The 19,676-nt window shown below is 36.3% G+C and carries 16 protein-coding genes; 8 read left to right on the top strand and 8 right to left on the bottom strand.

Annotated elements, in window-relative coordinates:
• Positions 1–205 precede the first annotated feature (205 nt).
• Together A6E06_RS06560 and A6E06_RS06555 are read right to left on the bottom strand one after the other, a co-directional pair.
• Positions 206–1,435, bottom strand: coding sequence for a HAMP domain-containing sensor histidine kinase (locus tag A6E06_RS06560; protein ID WP_218059901.1), 1,230 nt, complete (start codon positions 1,433–1,435; stop codon positions 206–208).
• Positions 1,436–1,529: 94 nt separating this feature from the next.
• Positions 1,530–2,216 (bottom strand): response regulator transcription factor, encoded by a 687-nt coding sequence (locus A6E06_RS06555; protein ID WP_065593025.1) that lies wholly within the window; start codon positions 2,214–2,216, stop codon positions 1,530–1,532.
• 297 nt (positions 2,217–2,513) lie between these two features.
• On the opposite strand from A6E06_RS06555, the gene A6E06_RS06550 reads away from it, so the two are divergent.
• Positions 2,514–3,656: a hypothetical protein gene (locus A6E06_RS06550; RefSeq protein WP_065593024.1), complete on the top strand. Its 1,143-nt coding sequence runs from the start codon at positions 2,514–2,516 to the stop codon at positions 3,654–3,656.
• Between the two features lie 43 nt (positions 3,657–3,699).
• Here A6E06_RS06550 and A6E06_RS06545 read toward each other — a convergent pair whose 3' ends face one another.
• Both A6E06_RS06545 and A6E06_RS06540 read right to left on the bottom strand, forming a co-directional pair.
• Complete coding sequence (locus A6E06_RS06545; protein WP_065593023.1) at positions 3,700–4,647, bottom strand: endonuclease/exonuclease/phosphatase family protein; 948 nt, start codon at positions 4,645–4,647, stop codon at positions 3,700–3,702.
• A gap of 81 nt (positions 4,648–4,728) precedes the next feature.
• A complete protein-coding gene (locus tag A6E06_RS06540; RefSeq protein WP_065593022.1) occupies positions 4,729–5,895 on the bottom strand; it encodes an anaerobic sulfatase maturase in 1,167 nt (388 codons plus the stop codon).
• Positions 5,896–6,061: 166 nt separating this feature from the next.
• Between A6E06_RS06540 and A6E06_RS06535 the strand changes: the two genes are divergently transcribed.
• From A6E06_RS06535 to A6E06_RS06515, 5 genes are all read left to right on the top strand, one after another.
• The gene (locus tag A6E06_RS06535; RefSeq protein WP_065593021.1) at positions 6,062–7,459 is read left to right on the top strand and encodes a DUF1254 domain-containing protein; all 1,398 of its coding nucleotides are present in this window, start codon (positions 6,062–6,064) and stop codon (positions 7,457–7,459) included.
• Positions 7,460–7,535: 76 nt separating this feature from the next.
• The gene (locus A6E06_RS06530) at positions 7,536–8,771 is read left to right on the top strand and encodes an OmpP1/FadL family transporter (protein WP_065593020.1); all 1,236 of its coding nucleotides are present in this window, start codon (positions 7,536–7,538) and stop codon (positions 8,769–8,771) included.
• Positions 8,772–8,889: 118 nt separating this feature from the next.
• A complete protein-coding gene (locus tag A6E06_RS06525; protein WP_083190297.1) occupies positions 8,890–10,524 on the top strand; it encodes a phosphoethanolamine transferase in 1,635 nt (544 codons plus the stop codon).
• 117 nt (positions 10,525–10,641) lie between these two features.
• Positions 10,642–11,328 carry a response regulator transcription factor gene (locus A6E06_RS06520; RefSeq protein ID WP_065593019.1) on the top strand — a complete coding sequence of 229 codons (687 nt, stop codon included), beginning with the start codon at positions 10,642–10,644 and terminating at the stop codon, positions 11,326–11,328.
• Entirely contained in the window at positions 11,316–12,740 is a 1,425-nt protein-coding gene (locus tag A6E06_RS06515; protein ID WP_065593018.1) for a cell wall metabolism sensor histidine kinase WalK, read from the top strand. Before A6E06_RS06520 ends, A6E06_RS06515 begins: the two co-directional genes overlap by 13 nt.
• Before the next feature lie 32 nt (positions 12,741–12,772).
• Here the strand turns inward: A6E06_RS06515 and A6E06_RS06510 are convergent, their stop codons facing one another.
• The 4 genes from A6E06_RS06510 to A6E06_RS06495 form a co-directional block, all read right to left on the bottom strand.
• Positions 12,773–13,411 carry a hypothetical protein gene (locus A6E06_RS06510; protein WP_065593017.1) on the bottom strand — a complete coding sequence of 213 codons (639 nt, stop codon included), beginning with the start codon at positions 13,409–13,411 and terminating at the stop codon, positions 12,773–12,775.
• A gap of 74 nt (positions 13,412–13,485) precedes the next feature.
• Complete coding sequence (locus A6E06_RS06505; RefSeq protein ID WP_065593016.1) at positions 13,486–15,024, bottom strand: sulfatase-like hydrolase/transferase; 1,539 nt, start codon at positions 15,022–15,024, stop codon at positions 13,486–13,488.
• A 45-nt stretch (positions 15,025–15,069) separates the two neighbouring features.
• Positions 15,070–16,509 (bottom strand): DUF1254 domain-containing protein, encoded by a 1,440-nt coding sequence (locus tag A6E06_RS06500; protein WP_065593015.1) that lies wholly within the window; start codon positions 16,507–16,509, stop codon positions 15,070–15,072.
• A 114-nt stretch (positions 16,510–16,623) separates the two neighbouring features.
• Complete coding sequence (locus A6E06_RS06495; RefSeq protein ID WP_065593014.1) at positions 16,624–17,529, bottom strand: LysR family transcriptional regulator; 906 nt, start codon at positions 17,527–17,529, stop codon at positions 16,624–16,626.
• A gap of 128 nt (positions 17,530–17,657) precedes the next feature.
• Between A6E06_RS06495 and A6E06_RS06490 the strand changes: the two genes are divergently transcribed.
• Both A6E06_RS06490 and A6E06_RS06485 read left to right on the top strand, forming a co-directional pair.
• The gene (locus tag A6E06_RS06490) at positions 17,658–18,800 is read left to right on the top strand and encodes an ABC transporter substrate-binding protein (protein WP_065593013.1); all 1,143 of its coding nucleotides are present in this window, start codon (positions 17,658–17,660) and stop codon (positions 18,798–18,800) included.
• Between the two features lie 454 nt (positions 18,801–19,254).
• A partial coding sequence (locus A6E06_RS06485) for a hypothetical protein (RefSeq protein ID WP_141676906.1) occupies positions 19,255–19,676 on the top strand: 422 nt, incomplete at its 3' end.

Below are 19,676 nucleotides of genomic sequence, written 5' to 3'. Positions count from 1 at the left end.
TGCAATTTAGTGGTTTTTAGGATATTCCAAACGCTATGTATAATTATTTGGAGCTATTTCTTATACTTCTAAAACAAAAAGGTATAAGAGATGGAGTACTAGCGGTTGTATCACTTATTAATTTTTTTAGAGTGGCAGTAAATTAATTTCTCTGAGCCATTATTGTGATAACGAATAAAGTAAATCAAGATATAGCCCTTATTATTTAGCTTTCAGTTGGAATAATAATTGAAAATTGAGTACCGCTAAGCGTACTTTCTTTTATCTCAATTGCCAAATGTGAGCGATGTGCCGCTGCACTGGCAATTGCGAGGCCTAGACCAAAGCCGCCTGTTTTGCTGTTTCTGCTTTTATCTAGTCGTGAAAATGGGAGGAAAACTTCTTTGTATTTGCATCTTGGGATCCCTGAACCATTGTCTTCGACAGTGATTTCGACATATTCTTGGTGTTCTTTTAAGCTAATATGGACATGAGAGTGGGTATATTTAATTGCATTTTTTACTAAATTATCGATCACCAGCCTTGCCATTGTCGAGTCACATCTCAGGACGATATCTTCTGTAATGTCGCGGGTTATTCTGATGTTGTTTTTGGGTAATGACTCAACTCTTGATCGAAGATAAACGCTCATATTTATATTAGATTTATGCGTTTCATAAAAAGAAGATTCCATCGATGTTAATTTTGAAAGCATAATGATATTAGACGTTAAGTTATTAATGTCGTCTATATATGTATCAATATCGTCATGTAACTCTGTGTTTTCAGCTTGGCTTTTTATACGGAGTAAATCATTAACTAACTGAATGCGACTTAGTGGCGTTCTTACTTCGTGGGGTATTGCTTGAGCAAATATTTGGCTTTGAATAACTCTGCTTTCAATTTCATCAGCCATTTTATTAAAGCTTTGTGACAGTTTTTTTATTGGTTCAGGAACTTGTTCGTTTGCTCTTTCTGATAATTTTCCCAGACCAAATTTACGTTGGGTTTGTTGAAAGGTTTGGGTTTGTTTTTGTAACTGTCTTAAGGGAAGGTAAATCGCCACACTTAAGATAAAAACAATGCTGAAGGTGAGAGTGAGAATAAAAATTACGGTTGGTTCTTTATACCAAGCAGTTTCATCAGAGAAGAAATCAGCATTTTCACTAAAGACAAAATGTTGGTTTGAATTTGGTACCGGGTATATAGCACTATATAACCCGCTTTCATTTACGTATACAACCGTTGAGTTTTTAATAAAAATCTGATCGCAACCATGACAGGGGGGGGATTTATCCCAATGAGAAATAAGCTTTAATGTGAAGATGTAAAAAACTTCATGATTGCTATTTTCTAGGTCATCATATAAAGAATTTTCTTTATCTTTCTGCTTAACATATTGCTCTAGAAAAAAATCTCCATCTTTTAAGAATACATCTATATCAGCTTTTCTCATGTAATTTTCAGCAAAGGTAAAAAACAAAAGTAAGGTCGTAATAATAGATATGATTAGCCCAAAATATAACCGAGCAAACATAGAAGGTAATGACTTAAAGTGAAACAAGCATGTATCCTCTATTTCTAATCGTTCTTATTAAATTGCTTGGAGAATTATTTGCGGAGAGTTTTTTTCTAAGGCCGGAAACTCTCATATCAATAGAGCGATCATTAAAATCATAATCTATACCACGAAAGGCTTTACAGCATTTTTCTCGTGTAACTACCTTACCTACGTTATCCATTAAAACATGCAATATTTCAAATTCAGCGGTAGTTAATTCTAAGTTTGAGTTTTTATACCATGCAGTTTGAGTGTTACTCTCAAGAATGATATTGGTAGCAAGGAAGTTGGTGGTTTTAAGTGGTGATGAAGGTGAACGGCGTAATAGTGCTTCAATTCTTGCCAGTAATATATGCCCTCTTACTGGTTTTGTTACGTAATCATCTGCACCAAATTTAAATAAACTTACTTCACTCATTTCATCATCTGATGCAGTGAGAATTAAGATCATGCCATGATAAAACTGTCGAGCTTCACGGCATATATTAGCGCCGTTCTTTCCAGGAAGCATTAAATCCAATAAGAGAAGATCAGGTTGATAGTCTTTAATTGCATCAATAGCTAGTGAACCATCATTTATAATTTTAGTATTATATTGCTCCGCCTCTAGATACATTTGTGTTAATCGACCAATTTCTTGGTCATCTTCAACAATAAGTATTTTCCCTTTTTTCAATGCATTCCCCTTACTTATGTGTCATTGAGTTATATTCGCTTTTCATAATATATAAAGAAAAAAAGATATAAATATTTTACAAGTGAAAATAGTGAAAACTCCAAAATCATAGAATGGCTTACATAACTTACAAATTAATTATCTACTAATAATATGAGTAATTTCTTATGGTTACAGGAAAGCTTGTAAGGAAATGTAAGACGTAACGTTCTCAATGAAACTTACAAAAAATTACTGAGTCTGTTGATGTAAGTTATACAAGTTTTTTACTTTTACATTAAATGAATAGGGACAATAATGAGTAATTTGTTAGTTAAAATAATGTTTATAAGTTTGGGGTTATTTATATCTGGATGCGGAGATGATAAGAAAACTGAAAAAATAAAGAATAAATATGAGGATACGTCGTTAACTGATGCTCTTGATCTACAAATGCTGAATCAAACTAATGAAGCCATGAAAAAGTTAGATAAGAATGATATTTGGTCGGGTTATAGTTTAAGCAAACAACGTATTTATATGATTAAAGTCGATAATGGTAAACCTGTTGGTGGGTATTTAATTAATCCATCTCATTACGTCAATGGCGCAGAGCAATTAGGTGATAATGAAGATCAAGGATTAAACGTATTTCGTTATGATATTAATGTTAAGGAAGCTTATAAGTCATTAAGTGCTAATAATGGAAACGGTATCTACAGTTTTGATTATAAAGTGAGTGGAGAGGGTTACTATATTCAAACGTATGATATGGCAAGTGTTGATATTAATAGTGGCCCGGCCGATGGATCTATTAGACTGCTATCACATGAATTATTTCATTCTTACCAGGGAAAGAAATTTACTCAATCGAGTGATTATGTTCAAGAAATGAACGGTTATCCAATTCAAAAAAACTTGATTGCTTTATCTTTATTGATGAGGGACGTAATGAAAGATTTGCCAACTAAATTAACAAAGCAAGACGCACTCTCTAGATTAGAAAAATACGTAACGATTAAAAGCGAGGAAATACGATTAGATTCATCCAATGGTTTGTTAGTAAAAAATATGGGGTTGTGGCAAGAGCAAGTTGAGGGGAGTGCTTACTATGTTGATACTATGCTAGGAAAAGGGATTTTTCCTTATGCTGTGGGAGTGACTTTCTTTGGCTCTGATGGATATAATTTAGATCTTACTTTTGGTTTAAATGCCCAAGAGACATTTGGGTGGAGTTATTTTTATCCTAGTGGAGCTTCAGCTATTTTCTTATTGGAACAAGCTGGATTTGATATTAAAAAAATAGAAAAAGGATTATCTCCTTATGCTGCAGCGAAAAGTATAGTGTCTATTGATGAGAATGATGAAGTTAGATTACTGGCTCAAATGAAAATAGATTACCCTTGGGATCTTATCGAAGTCATTGCTGAAGATTATTATAAGCAGTATTTATCACAATAAGTGCTGACTGTAACTTAGCATTGATTTGTTATTAAATAGATAATTAGTGCGGTGTTACTTTTGATAAATACGTCACGACAGCACTATGATCGGATCCAGAAAACTGAGGTAATGCTTCGCGCTTACAAATAAACAGTGAGGGTGATTCGGTATTTTTTATCCAAAGGTGGTCAATTGCAATCCGTGCGAAAGAGGGGATTGCAATTCCTTTGATTTCACGTGGCCAGCTTTGTATTGGAGCAGTGTGGTAATCCTTATAAATAGTGTTAAAACGCTTGGTGTTGGCTGATAAGTTAAAATCCCCAATAATTAATGTATCAGGGTAGGGAGAGTAATCTGCCAGTCGTTCTAAACTTCCTATTAATGCATTTCTCTCATGCCATAGTTGTTTGGTTCGGGGGGAGGGAGGATGCGCGGTGTATAAACTTACAGGCCTGTCTTCACTGCTTTGCCATATACCACTAATCATATAATGACCCGCAGGCGTATTCTGAGCTCGTAAATTTAGAGGGTGTTTGCTTATAACCATTTGCCCACTTGGGTAGCCTAATGTTGGGGCTCCGCCAAATTGATAGGGGTATTCATCAATCAATTCCATGAACCGTTCCCCATGCCAAGGGGATGTTTCCTGAAGTACAACTAAGTCAATATCCGTTTTAATTAAGTAGTTTAAAAAAGACGTCAGATCAGGATTAGTATAATACAGGTTATATTGAACGATTTTTAAAGGATCAGAGCAAGATGCAGTAGTGTATTGCTGTGATGGGGTTTGATATAACCACAAGGTGGCAAGTAATAAACAGAAGAAGGAGTAAAGGTAATAACGGCAAAGTAATAAAACGATAAAAGATAGGCCGTAAATACCAGCAATAACACTGGGAATACCTGTGATATTTTCAATCCACCAAATCTCAGTAAATGTTGATACTGCACTCCATAATAAAGTTGGTAGTAATAAAAGTAGGTAAACCCAACCTCTTTTTTTCATCATTATTCTGCACCCATCCTTAAGCGAATCCATACTTATTAGTATGGGATAGAAATCGCTAAGGTGTTAATTAAAATCCTTTTTTTAGAACATAGGGTAATGAACTGGGGAATATCCTCGCTTCATTGCGTCAACCATTTTTAGCATCACAGGCAGTGCGTGCTTGAAAAATAGTTCATACCCTTCACATAATACATTGTGATCTTCACCATTATTGGTTTTATCCACTCGGTTTTTTGGACAACCGCCATTACATAAAGGCTTAAAATCACAACGTTGACACTTTTGATTTAGTGAATCGAGTTTATCTTGCCCGAATTTCATTTGCTCTTTTGAACTCACCATTTGCGCTAATGAAGCGTTGTCATGGTGAATATTACCGATTTTATAGTCATCATAACCGTAGTGATCACAACTAAATACTTCACCGTTGGATTCCATCATTAATTGTTGCCCACAAGTATCAGCATGGTGGCACATTTGGCTTTGGTGTCCCATTAAAATCATTAAGCAGTTTTCAAAAAATTGCACATAGGTTTTACCAATGTCATTGGCTGCCCATTCATCAAAAACATCACATAAAAATTGTCCCCATTGCTTGCCTGATAATGTCCAATCATAATCAAAACGACGATCCATTTCATGGTCAATACAAGGCTGAAACTGTAGGTAAGTGCTGCCGTTGTCTTTTAAAAAGTTATAAATCGTTTTTCCATGTTTATAACTTTTATTGTTAATCACAGTAAGCGTATTAAATTCTACATGGTGTTCTTTTAAGTGACGCATTCCACGCATGGTTCGTTCAAAAGAGGAATTACCTGATTTATCAATGCGAGCAATGTCATTGATCAGTTGTGGGCCATCAATACTGATCCCAACCATAAATTTATTTTGAGCAAAAAACGAAGCCCAACGGTCATTAATTAAAGTGCCATTGGTTTGAATGGTATTTTGTATTGGAATGTTTGAGTTTTGTTGTTGCTGTAGTTGAATGGCCAATTGATAAAACTCAAGACCACGCATCATTGGCTCTCCTCCATGCCAAATAAAATCAACCACGGGGGTTTTGCTTGGTTGAGAGTGCATGTGATTGATGATCATTTTTTCTAATGTCTCATTATCCATGCCGGGCTTTTTTTTGTCTTCATTTTTGAGGTAATAACAATAATGACAATCTAGATTACATTTTGCGCTTTCAGATTTAATAAATAGGCTATAAGGCATTGTAGTTGTGGTAGGGGATACTGACATTATTTGATTACCTTGTTGATGACTTATAATTCATGTCTATTAATTTAATTAATTATATAGGCATAGTCGAATTGCATTTTTTAATAAAGGATATTCATTCTTTCAATTGTTCTTCTTTATTAAGAGTCGCTAATCTGGAACGATATTTATAAATAGAGGTTCTACTATGAAAAAAGCACTCATAGCAACGGTAATTACGAGTAGTTTATTAAGCAGTACTGCGGTATTTGCGGCACAACTAACACCTGTTAATCCCCAAGAAGAATTAGCCTACACCCTAGGATTACAAGCCTTTATTTATGGCGCAGGCCCATTAACGGTTGCGCAAGTTAGAGTCGCTTCGACCAATGTAGATACACCAATGGATAATGGGGCTGCACCATTAAATATGATGGGAAAAACCCTGAAATTATCGGGCCCTGAAGATAAAGTTGTCCCAACGATGAATAACGATACTCTTTATTCGCAATCGCATATTAATCTGAATGATACCGGTCCGTTGGTGATTGAAGTTCCACCGACAGATAATCGATATTTTATCGTTCAGCTTCTTGATGATTACTCAGAAGCCGTTGATAATTTAATTGTTGATAATGTGGGAAAAGATGGCGGAAAATTCCTACTGGTCAATAAAGGATGGAAAGGTCAGAAAGGGGGGATCCCTGATGGTATTGATGGTATTATAGAATCAAGAACACCGTTAGTTTGGTATATTCAACGTACTGGAGTCTCAGGAAATAAAGACTTAACTGCTGCTTTAAAAGTGCACGATGGTTTTATTAATTATCCACTATCAGAATTGGGACAAGCTCACAAGACAGTTAAACTAAGCCATGCAAAAACTGGTATATCTCCTGTCGCTCAACCTAAAGGTCTAGAGTGGTTTGAATTGATTGACCATGAATTACGCAACAATCCAATCCCTTCAGATGCACCAATTGTGGATCAATTTAAATACATTGGAATCGGTGGTGATAAGCCATTTAATGCTGATGATTTAACAGCTGATCAGAAAAAAGGTTTATTACGAGCGCTAAATGCAGCACCACAAATTATTCAATACGCAAGTCGTGATTTAGGCGTTAAAAATAACGGTTGGGCGATGATGTACGAAGGCGGGCGCTATGGTAACGATTACCTGAGCCGTGCCAGTATTAACTTCCGTGCTGCAGGTTTGAATACTAAAGAGCGTGCACTGTATCCAAATCGCTATACGGATTCTAACGATCAGCAATTGTCAGGAAAAAACAAGTACCGCATGATAATGCCTGCTGACGCACCTGCAAAAGAGTTTTGGTCATTAACTATGTATGATGCGAAACATTTATTTATGGTGCCAAACAGTATTGATCGTTATTCAGTATCGACGAATCGAAAAGATGAACTTACCTACAACAAAGATGGGTCATTAACCGTATGCATCCAAAACAGTAAACCTACGGATGCAAGTTGTAATTGGCTGCCAGCACCAAAAGATGACTTCTATTTGCACTTACGTTTGTATGAGCCAACTCAAGCCGTATTAGATAACAATTACGCACTTCCTCAAGTCGTTAAACAATAAATTTTCATTTTCACTAAAGAGTACATTGATTGTGTTTAATGTGCTCTTTTTTACTTTGTTAGTTAGAGAATTAATAATGAAAAAAAACTATTCATTAATACTACTAAGTTCTACTTTAGTGTTGCCCTTTCAGGTGAATGCCGCCGGAACCTTAGTACAAGAAATGAGTAAAATGACAGTCAGTACAGCAGGGGCTGGTAGTGCAGCATTAGCTGAAAATGCTTCAGTGGCTTATTCGAACCCCGCAGGCATGAGTTATATTGCGGGGGATGCATTAAGCGTTAATGCCGCAGTGATGGATTTGGGTATGTATTATCATGACGATAGAGACTCAAGTCTAGACAGTGAAAATGCAGGTGGTATTCAACCTTACGGTTCGATTTACTATGTTCACCAGTTGAATGATGATGTCCATTTAGGAATGAGTATGTCAGCTCAAGGAGGAAGTGCGCTTGACTATGGTATTGATTATGCGGGGGCATTAACTCTAAATGATTTGAAATTGTCGGTCATACAATTTAACCCAAGCGTGTCTTATCAAGTAAATAATAAGCTATCAATTGGTGGTGGATTACAAATTGACTACGCTAGTTTTGAAGAGAGTTTGTTATACGGACAAGGTAATATTGAGACTGACAGTTGGACGTTAGGTTATAACTTGGGGTTGATGTATCAGATTGATGAGAATAACCGTTTAGGTGTCGCCTATCGTTCACGTATGAATCATAATCTGACAGGATCATTTAATAGTAATGCGATGACGGTTTCCGTTCCTATTCCAGGGCCAATTCCCGGCTCAGTAGATAAAGATATATCAGCTAAGGCGGGCGATGCAGGTATAAATGTCCTTAACCCTCGTCAAGTTGAGGTTTCAGGTTTACATCAACTTACTAATCCATTGAGTTTAGTGTGGAGTGTAGGCTTCGAGCAATGGAGTGATAATGACTCCACGACAGTTTCGATTACTGATAATGATAAATTAGTTCAAATAGAGCGAAATTTTGAAGATGTATGGACAGCAGCTATTGGGGCTCGTTACCAACTAACATCGAAATTACGTTTAGAATCAGGGGTTGGTTATGCAAGTTCACCACTTGATGAACCTGAATCTCAAGGCCTTGATCTTCCTGTCGATACACAGCATAGATACAGTGTAGGGGCAACCTATCAATGGACAAAAGATACCTCTTTTAATGCCTATTATAGCTACGTAGACTATGGTGATCCAGAGATCAACAATAGTGGAGTTATTGGCCAATTTGATAATTCGAATCAGTTTATTGGCATAACTCTAAACATGTCGTTTAAATAACCAAATTTCGCATTAATTATTCAGTGAAGTAATGAAATGCAGTAAATCATAAGTTTATCTTCAGTGAATCTTAAGTTTGATATGTGACACTCATCTCATTCTTAAAGTTCCTGAAGGTATCCTTGTGTTGTCGAATTTGTTGTCAAAAATTAAAAATCAAAAAATAACCATGAATATGGTGTCTTTGATAACCGTTGTTTCGATTTATTTTGCCGTGGTTTTTAACTACCCAATTAATGAAAAAATTTATGAGCTATCTCAAGGTCAAAGCCTCTTTTTGTTTATGACTCCTGCGCTTCTTACTTGTGTTTTTATTATCATTTTCTCGCTTATTGCTTTTCCTTACTTATTTAAAAGTATTGTTGTTATTTTAACCATAACATCAGCGATGGCGTTTTATGCAGCTTTGCAATATAACACCATGTTTGATTACGCAATGATAGAAAACGTGTTCGAAAGTAATGTAGACGAAGCTTCATCTTATTTGAGTAGTGCGTCTATTTTTTATTTGATTGCCTTTGGTATTATTCCCGTTTTATTACTGCTTAAAGTGAAAATTGTACGTAATGTATCTTGGTCAAAAGAGATATTTCATCGTGCGGCATTAATGAGTGTTGCTATTGTCGGTATGTTGATTATCTCCGTCTTTTACTTTAAAGATTACGCGTCAATTGGCCGAAATAACTCATACCTTAATAAAATGATTAATCCTGCGGATGCGTTTAATACAGTTAAATACATCAATAATACGTACCTGACCGAGCCGTTAGAATATGTAACGATCGGCGAAGATGCTCAAATTATCCCAGCGAAGAATGGTAAACCAACCCTAATGGTTGTGTTAGTTGGCGAAACGGCTCGCGCGCAAAACAGTACTTATAATGGATACTCAAGAGAAACAAATCCATACACCAAAGATTTAGGGTTGATTGCGTTTCAAAATGTCAGTTCTTGTGGCACGGCAACCGCACATTCTTTGCCTTGTATGTTCTCGAACATGCTGCGCACCAATTACAATAAAGAACGTGCTAATAACCAAGATGACGTATTAGATGTACTGACTCATGCTGGAGTGAAATCTGTATGGGTTGATAATGATGGTGGTGACAAAGCTGTTGCTAAAAACATTGAAAAAGAGATGATTACGGATAATGCAGACGCTCAATTATGTAATGGATCAAGTTGTTATGATGAAGTATTACTTAAAGGGCTTGATCAACGAATTCAAAATAGTAAAGGGGATCAACTGTATGCTCTGCATATGATTGGCAGCCATGGGCCAACGTATTGGAAACGCTATCCTGATAATATGGCCGTATTTTCTCCTGCATGTAATCGCAGTGATATTGAAAATTGCAGTGATGAAGAGATCACCAATGTGTATGACAACACGCTTGTTTATACTGATTATGTGATTGCTCAAACTATCGCAAAACTAAAAACATATTCAGATAAATACAATGTTGTGATGCTGTATATATCAGACCACGGAGAATCATTAGGTGAGAACGGTTTATACCTTCATGGTGCACCTTATATGATTGCACCTAAAGAGCAAACTCATGTGCCTTGGTATATCTGGATGAGTAATGACTATGCAAACCAAAAAGGCATTGATAAAGCAAGTGTTGTTGAGAAAGCTGCAACAGGTCAATACTCGCATGATAACTTGTTTCATACCATGCTTGGCTTGTATGGCGTAAAAACAGATGCGAAAGATAATACGTTAGACATCATGGCAATTCAAAGTTAACAAAACACAGCTATAATTAAAGTAGAAAGAAATAGGCTAACCATAACAATGGTTAGCCTATTTTTTGTTATCATCGTTAGATAATGCTTAATCTCAAGAATAACGTGGTACTAGATAATGAAAATACTCTTGATTGAAGACTCTGCACACTTGCGACGTAGTTTAGTCGTCGGGTTGAGTAACCTTGGTTTTACGATTGATGATACCGGAGATGGCTCAGTAGGCTTATCAATGGCTATCACTAATGAGTATGACTTCATTATTTTGGATTTAATGTTACCCAATGTAGACGGTATCACCTTATTGAAGAGCATTCGGAAGATGGGTAATGACGTAAAAGTGATTATCTTATCGGCAAGGTCACAACCTGAAGATCGTGTTGAAGGCTTATTGTCCGGTGCGGATGATTATCTAGTGAAACCTTTTTCTTTTGATGAGTTACACGCTCGTATTTTAACGGTGGCCCGAAGAGGTGTAGTTAAAAATAGCGATGATGATATTAGGTTGGGTGACTTTAAGCTCGATCTTGCCAAAAAAGAATTAGAGTTTTCTGAGCAATTCATCGATCTTACTAAAAATGAATACAAGATTATTGAGTGTTTATTCTTATCTAAAAACCAAGTTATGACGACTGAAAATATCAGTAATTATGTCGTTGGCTCGTTTGATTCATTATCAAAAAATACCATAGAGTCACACCTCTCTTCTGTGCGTAAAAAGGTCAAAGTCTTGGGTGGTGAGTTGCCAATTAAAAACAAACGTGGTTTTGGTTATTATCTGGAAAAACGCTCATGTATTCAATAAAAGGCAGGTTAGTCAATGCATTAACCGTTATTATCGGTATTATTTTATTAGTCGTTTTTTTATCGTTAGATTTCATTCTTGATGCTTGGGTTGATCAGCAATTTGATGATGCTTTAGTTGAGAAATCAAACTATTTAAAATCACTAGTGGAAGTCGAAAGTGATGGCATCGAATTTGAGTATCATACTGGTTTTATGCCTCAATTTGAGCGTAAAGATAACGCTCAATATTTTCAGATTTGGTTAGAGGAAGAGACTTTCGCGAAGTCTCAATCACTTGCTTATTTTGATGATGTTGACTTGAAATACAAAGACGTTCCTACGCATGGTAGCCGTATTTTTAAGATTAGATTGCCTGATGGCAGTATGGGCAAAGCCATTTCTGCTCGTTTTCAACCTCAATTGTCATCGGATGTTAACCCTGCTGATGTAACCTATATCGACACGATGTATCTGACGTTAGCTATCTCAAATCAAAGAGCGAGTAATGTACTATTAATTGCTGATTTTTCATTGTTATTTGTATTCATAACGGCAATTTTCGGGGTGAGATTTGTTGTAATTAAAGTCGTGAATAAAGAGCTAGATTCACTTTATTTATTAAATAAAGAGATTTCAGAACTAGATGCCCATGCACAACAAATAAAGAAAAACCCGAAAGAGAGCAGAGAAATAGCGCCAATTAGAAAAGAGTTAAATCGATATATAGAATTAAATATTCAAAATGTTGCGAATGAGAAACGTCTTTCTTCTGATATCGCTCATGAGCTTAAAACGCCAATTGCTGAGATCATCAGCTTGAGTGAGATGAATATTCGTTTTCCTGATGATGTTCGTATTTCAGCAACGTATAAGGAAGATGTCTTATCTATTGCGCATAACATGAAGAATATCGTCAATAAGTTGATGGCATTGAATCAAAGTGCATCAGACTCTTTTCATATAGTAAGAAAAGAAATTGATATGCGAATTTTATCTGAAGAGATAAGTACCGAATTACAGTTTAAGTACCCAAATATAGAAAATAGAATAACGTTTTCTTCATCATTAAACTCTCCTATTGTGTGTGCTGATAAATTTAGCCTTGAAACCATGGGCAGGAATTTACTAGATAACGCGTTATTTTATAGTGCCAAGAATACAAACATAATTGCGTCTATGGAAAATGATGAAAATGGCAATATAATTTTAGAAATTAAGAACACAACATCAAAACGATTAACACAACAAAATATAGAGAATTTGTTTAAACCCCTTTATCAAGTGGACTGTTCAAGAACGGATACTGATAGACATGGTTTAGGGCTGTCGATTGTACAAAATATAGCTCAGCAGAATGGGTATGATTTATCCGTAACATATAATGAAAATCAAGAGATCACATTTACTGTTGTGATTCCGAAAAGTAAATAAGTTGGATCATATTATCCAACTTAGTCATCATTTTATATTTTAAACTTGTAAGTAATCCAGGTTTGGTTTTCTGTGCTGCCTGTCAGAAGAAGAACATTACTTGAGTCAATTTTATACCCTACATTGAGCTCTGCATAAAAATCTCGGAATTCCTCACCATTTAAGCCATATTGATATTGTGGAGAGGCGAGAACAAAGAATTTTTCATTAATATTATATTTTGCATAAATTTGAGCGTTAATGATGTCGGTATCTTCGAATTTCTCATTTGATTCCCATGCTTTACCATAGGTTAATCCCACATTAAATTGAAGTTTTTCATTTACAGGAATTACCTGTAATACACCAATAGTGGCATAATTAGAAGAGATATTATCTACGGAATCATCTTTACTAGCGTCGATATAAACACCAGTACCAGTCACTTTATTTGGGGTAAAAATACGAGCTCGATAGGTTTCGAAATTATTTGTGCTTTCTATTTTTCCCATTGCTGCCCAGTTGTTTTGACCAACAGAAAATTGTAAAGAGCCGCCAAGACCTTGATCTCCAGCTTTTATATCCCCTCCGGTATAAACTGCCATTGGGTCTGACATATCTACTTCTTCGCTTGCATTTGAATAAAAGGAAATAAAAGGGATAATTAAAAGAAAGCGTGAATAATGTGTCATTAAAAATTCCAGGTAAATATTTGAAGAATAAGGAGAGGAGCATTTCAGCTCCTCTCTATGGTTTTATTTGTTGTTTACTTTACTGAAGTATCCGACATTCCTATACCACCTGATTTTTGACGTGGCGGGAATTCTTTCAATGATTGTTTGTATTCAACAATTGATTTTTGCAATGTAGGTACAATCCAAGAGCGTTCTTTCATCCATAAGAACCAACCATTAGTATCAACACTGCGCTCATAAGGATCCGCCTTGATATCTAAGATAATGCCTAAAGGCCATGTTTTAGCTGGTTCAGTCCATTCTGTTTTAGTCTTCAGATGTACTTTCCAATCACCCACGCGAACAGCGTTTAAATCTTGCTCGTTGTAATAGAAGAATTCATTACGTTTACTTGGGCCTTTTTTGGTTAGCATGTCCATTTGATTATAGCCATCTAAATGGACTTTGTACTTGGTGTCGCCAATTTTTTTGCCTTTTAACAAGTCTTCTTTAACCGTCGTATCTCCGGTTGCAGCTGCCATTAGTGTTGGGACCCAATCTTCAGACGTCATAAAGCCGCCAGTATATTCACCCTCTGGGATATGGCCAGGCCAACTGATCAGCATAGGAACTCGGAAGCCTCCATCCCATGTCGTCCCTTTTTGGCCTCTGTATGCAGCTGTTCCTGCCATTGGCCAATGATCTAAGTTAATACCATTATCAGCCGTGAACATGATAATGGTGTTATCAGTTTCACCCAGTGCGTCTAATTTATCTAATAACACCCCGATTTGGTCATCCAATTCTTTTAATGCATCAAAATATTCAGTGTGTCCACTTGAACCTAAATACTCATCTTTGACGTGTATTTGTTGATGCATACGGGATGGGTTAAACCACATAAAGAAAGGCTTATCAGGCGTATTTGCTTCGTGTTTGTCTAACCAGTCGGTAGAGAACTGCACAAACTCATCATCAATCACTTTCATACGCTCAGACCCTAGAGGCCCTTTATCTTCTATGCGCTGTTTTCCAATTTCACCCCAGCGAGGTTGTTCTGTTTTATCATACTTATTGGTAGCAAAACTATGTATCATATTACGAGGACGGCCAACAAAATTAGGGTCTTTAGGAAAGTTTGCTTGTTCTGGCATCTCCATTACGTTTAGGTGATATAAGAAACCAAAAAATTCATCAAAACCATGAACTGTCGGTAAGAATTTATTGCGATCACCTAAGTGACTTTTACCCACATGGATGGTGTCATAGCCTTTTGCTTTAAGCATATTAGCCAGTGTTGGATCTTCTTTTTGTAAGCCAATATTAGAACCGGGTTGACCTACAGTGGTTAAGCCTGTTCTGAATGGATATTGTCCTGTAATAAATGCACTTCTTCCCGCCGTTGAGCTGCCTTGCGCATAATAATCACTCACCATCATACCGCGCTTGGCGATACGATCTATATTTGGAGTCTCAATGGCACCAACTCCACGATGGTAAGCTGAAATATCCATTGGACTCACATCATCAACCATAATGGTGAGAATATTCGGTTGAGTTTGAGCAGCATGAGCACCAAAGGAGGCGACAGCAAGTGCTAATGCTGTTTTTGTTATGGTTTTTTTCTTCATTTCAATGTACCTATAAAAGTAGTAAGTTCATGTTCAATATTGGTATTACTTTATTGGGTTAATAGGTGGAACAGTCCACTTCATATCGAGAATGTCTTTTGATGGGATATATAAACGAGTAATGGCATAGAAGTTACCTTTTGGTGTAGGTAACCAATTTTTTTGTTGTGTATGATCTGTTGGTTTTTTATTTGATAGGATTAAATCAAAAGAACCGTCTTTATTTTTTTGAATTGATGTTTGGTCATTAATATTAAAACGCTGAATTTCATTACTAATGAGCATTTTTGTTTTGGCGTCATAGACTGTAACAGACCAGAATGAATCGACAGGAGGTTCCGCTTTGAAATGCATCGAATACGGAATGTTTCCAGATAACAATTTACCTTGAGAATCGGCATAGGTGATTGGGTACATCGCTTCTTTTGCACCTTGCCCGCCTAAATAAGGGTGTGAAACTAATGATCTCAAAGCGTTATCGTCTCCGAATTGATCAAGGACGAATGAGTAATACCAACCATCTTTTATTTTCATTGTGACAGGGTTCGAAGTTTGGTTCGCTACAATTTGTGGTCCATCTTCAAGCGCTTTTTCAAGTTGAATTTTCATTGACGGGGTCAACTTTGAACGATCGAATCCATTTTCACTGAGGCCAATCTTATTAAATTGTCCAAGTAAGGCTTGTTCGCGCTCAGGGATAGGGTTGTCTTTTAAATACGCTCCTAGCTCTTCATAAAAGCGTAGAGGATCATCTTTTTTTCCAGCTCTTGGAGTTAGTGGAGTTGAAGAGAATTTTGTTATTTTTCCTGATTTATACATACTCAGTGGAGTTAGTGTATATTTATCCTGAATCTTATGAACTTGCGAGTAGTCTTTTTCACCAAAGACTTGAGTTCTTCCCCATAACCAAACTTTACTGGTTGGAGATTCTACAATTTGAACGCCTTCTGGTGCAGTACCTTGCCAGTGAGGAGGAACAATCATTATTTTTTGAGGTGAATCCCCTGTTGCTCGAGTACCTACGTATTTGAACAAGTTGTGCCACATATCAAACATATCGATAACAAAGTAACGATTTTCCACCTCTGGAGTTGATAAAATCACTGGTTCTTTTGATACATCTACAATCGCGCTTGAATAGAGCGTATCTCTATTTGCGGTTGGCATGTCGGTGTCTTGATCTGTTGGTAGACGACGAGCATGGCCAAAATGATTTAAAGGCGCACGATAACTCGTGTCATTTTGTGGCTGAGACATATCCGTATATTGGCGAGCAACCTGCTCCATACGAACTAAAGTTGAACCCCATAAATAGGCATTAGTCGCCAAAATATAGCTTTCTTGATTCAGCCATGTTGATGCTTGATTTTGATGGATTTGAGCGGCAGGACTCAGTGTCGTTGATTTTACTTCTTGAGCATTAATACTCAAAGAACTCATTAAAATAGTGGCGATAATAGTAGCGGTAAACTGTTTTTTAAACATTAGCGACTCCTCTAAATATATAGAGTAAGCTTACGTTTTTTACTTAAAAATTGTTCCTATACTCTCTATTACTATTTTTAATAGAGAGTGACTTTAGATTTAAAAAATGAATAACTAATGAAGGGAGAAGAAGAGTTTTGTTTCATTTAAAAGCCATTCAGTCAGAGGTTGTTTACGATTAGTTTGGTGGCAAAAAAAGGCAATTTTACGCTGATAACCTTTAGGGACAAGTGAATGAGGTATGGATAAAAAACGAAATTGCTTACCAATAGATTCTTCTAAAGAGCGTGGCATAATACCAATGTATTTACTTTTCGCCATCAAGGTTGTCATTAACGCAATATCACTGGTTCTAAGGTTAATGTTTTTCTTTAGCTTAAAACTGCGGATCAACTGTTCAGCTTTAGAAGGACCGGTAACCCCTGGGATCAGGCAGATAGCTATCGGATAAACGAGAACTTCTTCAATAGTGATTTCAGTTATTGGGTGATCCTTATGAACCACAACCGCAAATTCATCGGCTCCCACTTCTTGCTCCATCAATGTTTTATTGGTTTCCATTGGTAAATAAGTAATACCAAAATGTTGATGAGGGTTCATTTCTAATCTTTGTGGTGTATTTATGTCCCAATGCGAGCATTGAACCGTGAGAGCAGGGGCTAACAATGTAAGTTTCTTTATTAATTGAGCGCCAAGAGTGGATATCAATGGAGGAGATATCAGTAAATGTAATTCACCATTAAGCTGAGAGATATCCCATTCAGTATTGTCACTGTATAGTTTATCAAGCTGAGTTAGCAGATTAGGTAGTGTGGATAAAATATCCAAACACTTGATGGTTGGGACTAGATTATTCTTATCTCTAATGAATAAGGGATCATCAAATTGGTCACGAAGTTTTTTTAGCATAATACTGATGGTTGGTTGACTTAAATTCATTCTTTTTGCCGCTAAAACGGTCTGTCTTTCTTCATTAAGAATGATAAGTAACCTGAGTAAATTAAGATCTTTATTATGCATTTATACCCATCTTCGTATTGATGTTTTGATTATTAAATATAACCACAAAGCTCTGAATAATCATTAGTTATACACTATAATCGGGACGAACATAATAAAAATACGTTTTAATGGATAAGGAAATAAAAATGAAAAAGTGGTTGTTGCTGCTCAGCAGCATAATACTTTCCTTTACGGTTAGTGCTACTGATACATGGAAAGACATTGAACAAAAAGCCAAAGGGCAAACGGTATACTTTCACGCTTGGGGAGGAAGCCAAGAGATAAATAATTATCTTCGTTGGGCAGATAAAGAGTTACAACGTCAATATGGAGTAACATTAAAGCATGTAAAAGTTGCTGATATTGCAGAAAGTACATCTCGCCTAATTGCAGAAAAAACCGCCGGTAAAAACAACGGAGGTAGTGTTGATATGGTATGGATCAATGGTGAAAATTTCAAATCAATGAAACAGAGCAAATTACTTTTTGGTCCGTTTGTTGAAGGCTTACCAAGCTGGGAGTATGTAAATAAAACGCTTCCGGTTGATAGCGATTTTTCTGAACCTACACTTGGTTTGGAAGCCCCGTGGGGGGTAGGTCAACTTGTTTTTATCCATGATAAGAAAACGTTAAATAACCCACCACAATCCTTTGCTGAATTACTAAGTTATAGCAAAGCCTTTCCAAATAGAATTACTTATCCTAAGCCGCCAGAATTTCATGGTACGAGTTTCTTAAAAGCGTTATTAATTGAGTTAACCAATAACAATCCTCAGTTAATGAAGCCAGTAGAGCAAGCGAACTTTGCAGAGGTCACACAACCTTTATGGATGTATCTGGATGAACTGCATCAAACGGCGTGGCGCAAAGGTAAGCAGTTCCCATCAGGTACCGCACAATCATTACAATTATTAGATGACGGTCAGATTGATCTTGCGGTTACGTTTAATCCAAATGAAGTCTTTTCTGCACAAGCGAGTGGTAAGTTAGCAGACACCACACAAACCTACGCAATGGAAGCGGGGGCACTGTCTAATATTCATTTTTTAGCTATCCCATGGAATGCATCAGCAAAAGAGGGCGCTCAGGTAGCGATTAACTTCTTATTAAGTCCTGAAGCCCAATCTCGTAAAGGCGATTTAAGTGTTTGGGGCGATCCATCAGTGTTGTCGTCACAGTATTTAACGGGATCTGCGAAGAATACGAAGCTATTTAAATCTTTGGCTGAACCTCACCCAAGTTGGCAACTTGCGTTAGAAAAAGAATGGTTGGTTCGTTACGGAAAGTAAAATCACCATCGTTGTTAAAAGGCCTTTTTTTTCACTATTATAGTGTTACATAAAGGCCGATCCCTCTCTTAAAAAACCACAAAATCTCAATATATCTCTCTTTAAAACACGTTTAGACTGAACTGTATTCTGTGCCTCTTATTGTTCACTCTATCCGAATAATGAATTCATATTTATACCTATTATCAAAAAATATTAAGTAAATATAATGGTGGCGATTGCATGGATGCCAAGGATATCAACGATATAGATAATCAATTTTCTCAAAACGAGCATTCGAATTTAAAATTTAATAATGAAATGGATTTTAAGTTTTAAATTTACATAAGCGGTCATTTTATAAACTCTTCGCCTTCACGTTTAATGCGTTACGACAAAGCCATAGTAAGTGATGCTAATGATTACCATGAGTTGTATCCACGATATTTATAATCAATTTTATTAAGGCTTACCAATGAAAAAATTACTTATTGCAACAGCGGTTAGTGCGGTTTTATCTTCCTCTGCAATGGCTTCAACAAACGATTTTGTATCTTCTAGTGATTTTCAAGTTTCAGTAAATGCTAATAAAGTAGCATTTTCTCATATTGTTGATAATACCGATTCAATCAAAAAGCTTCACGATAAAACTGATGCTGCTTTAAAACAAACACAACATATAGCACTTTCTGCTAATCAAAATACGGTGAATAATGCCGCTTCAATCAATGAGCTTCACAATCAAACTGATGCTGCTTTAAAGCAAACACAACATATAGCACTTTCTGCTAACCAAAATACGGTGAATAACACCGCTTCAATCAATGAACTTCACAATCAAACTGATGCTGCTTTAAAACAAACACAACATATAGCACTTTCTGCTAACCAAAATAC

Source organism: Aliivibrio sp. 1S175, assembly GCF_001690985.1.
Taxonomy (GTDB): Bacteria; Pseudomonadota; Gammaproteobacteria; order Enterobacterales; family Vibrionaceae; genus Aliivibrio.
Note: the sequence above shows the minus strand (reverse complement) of the source record. Positions and strands in the feature narration are given on the sequence as shown.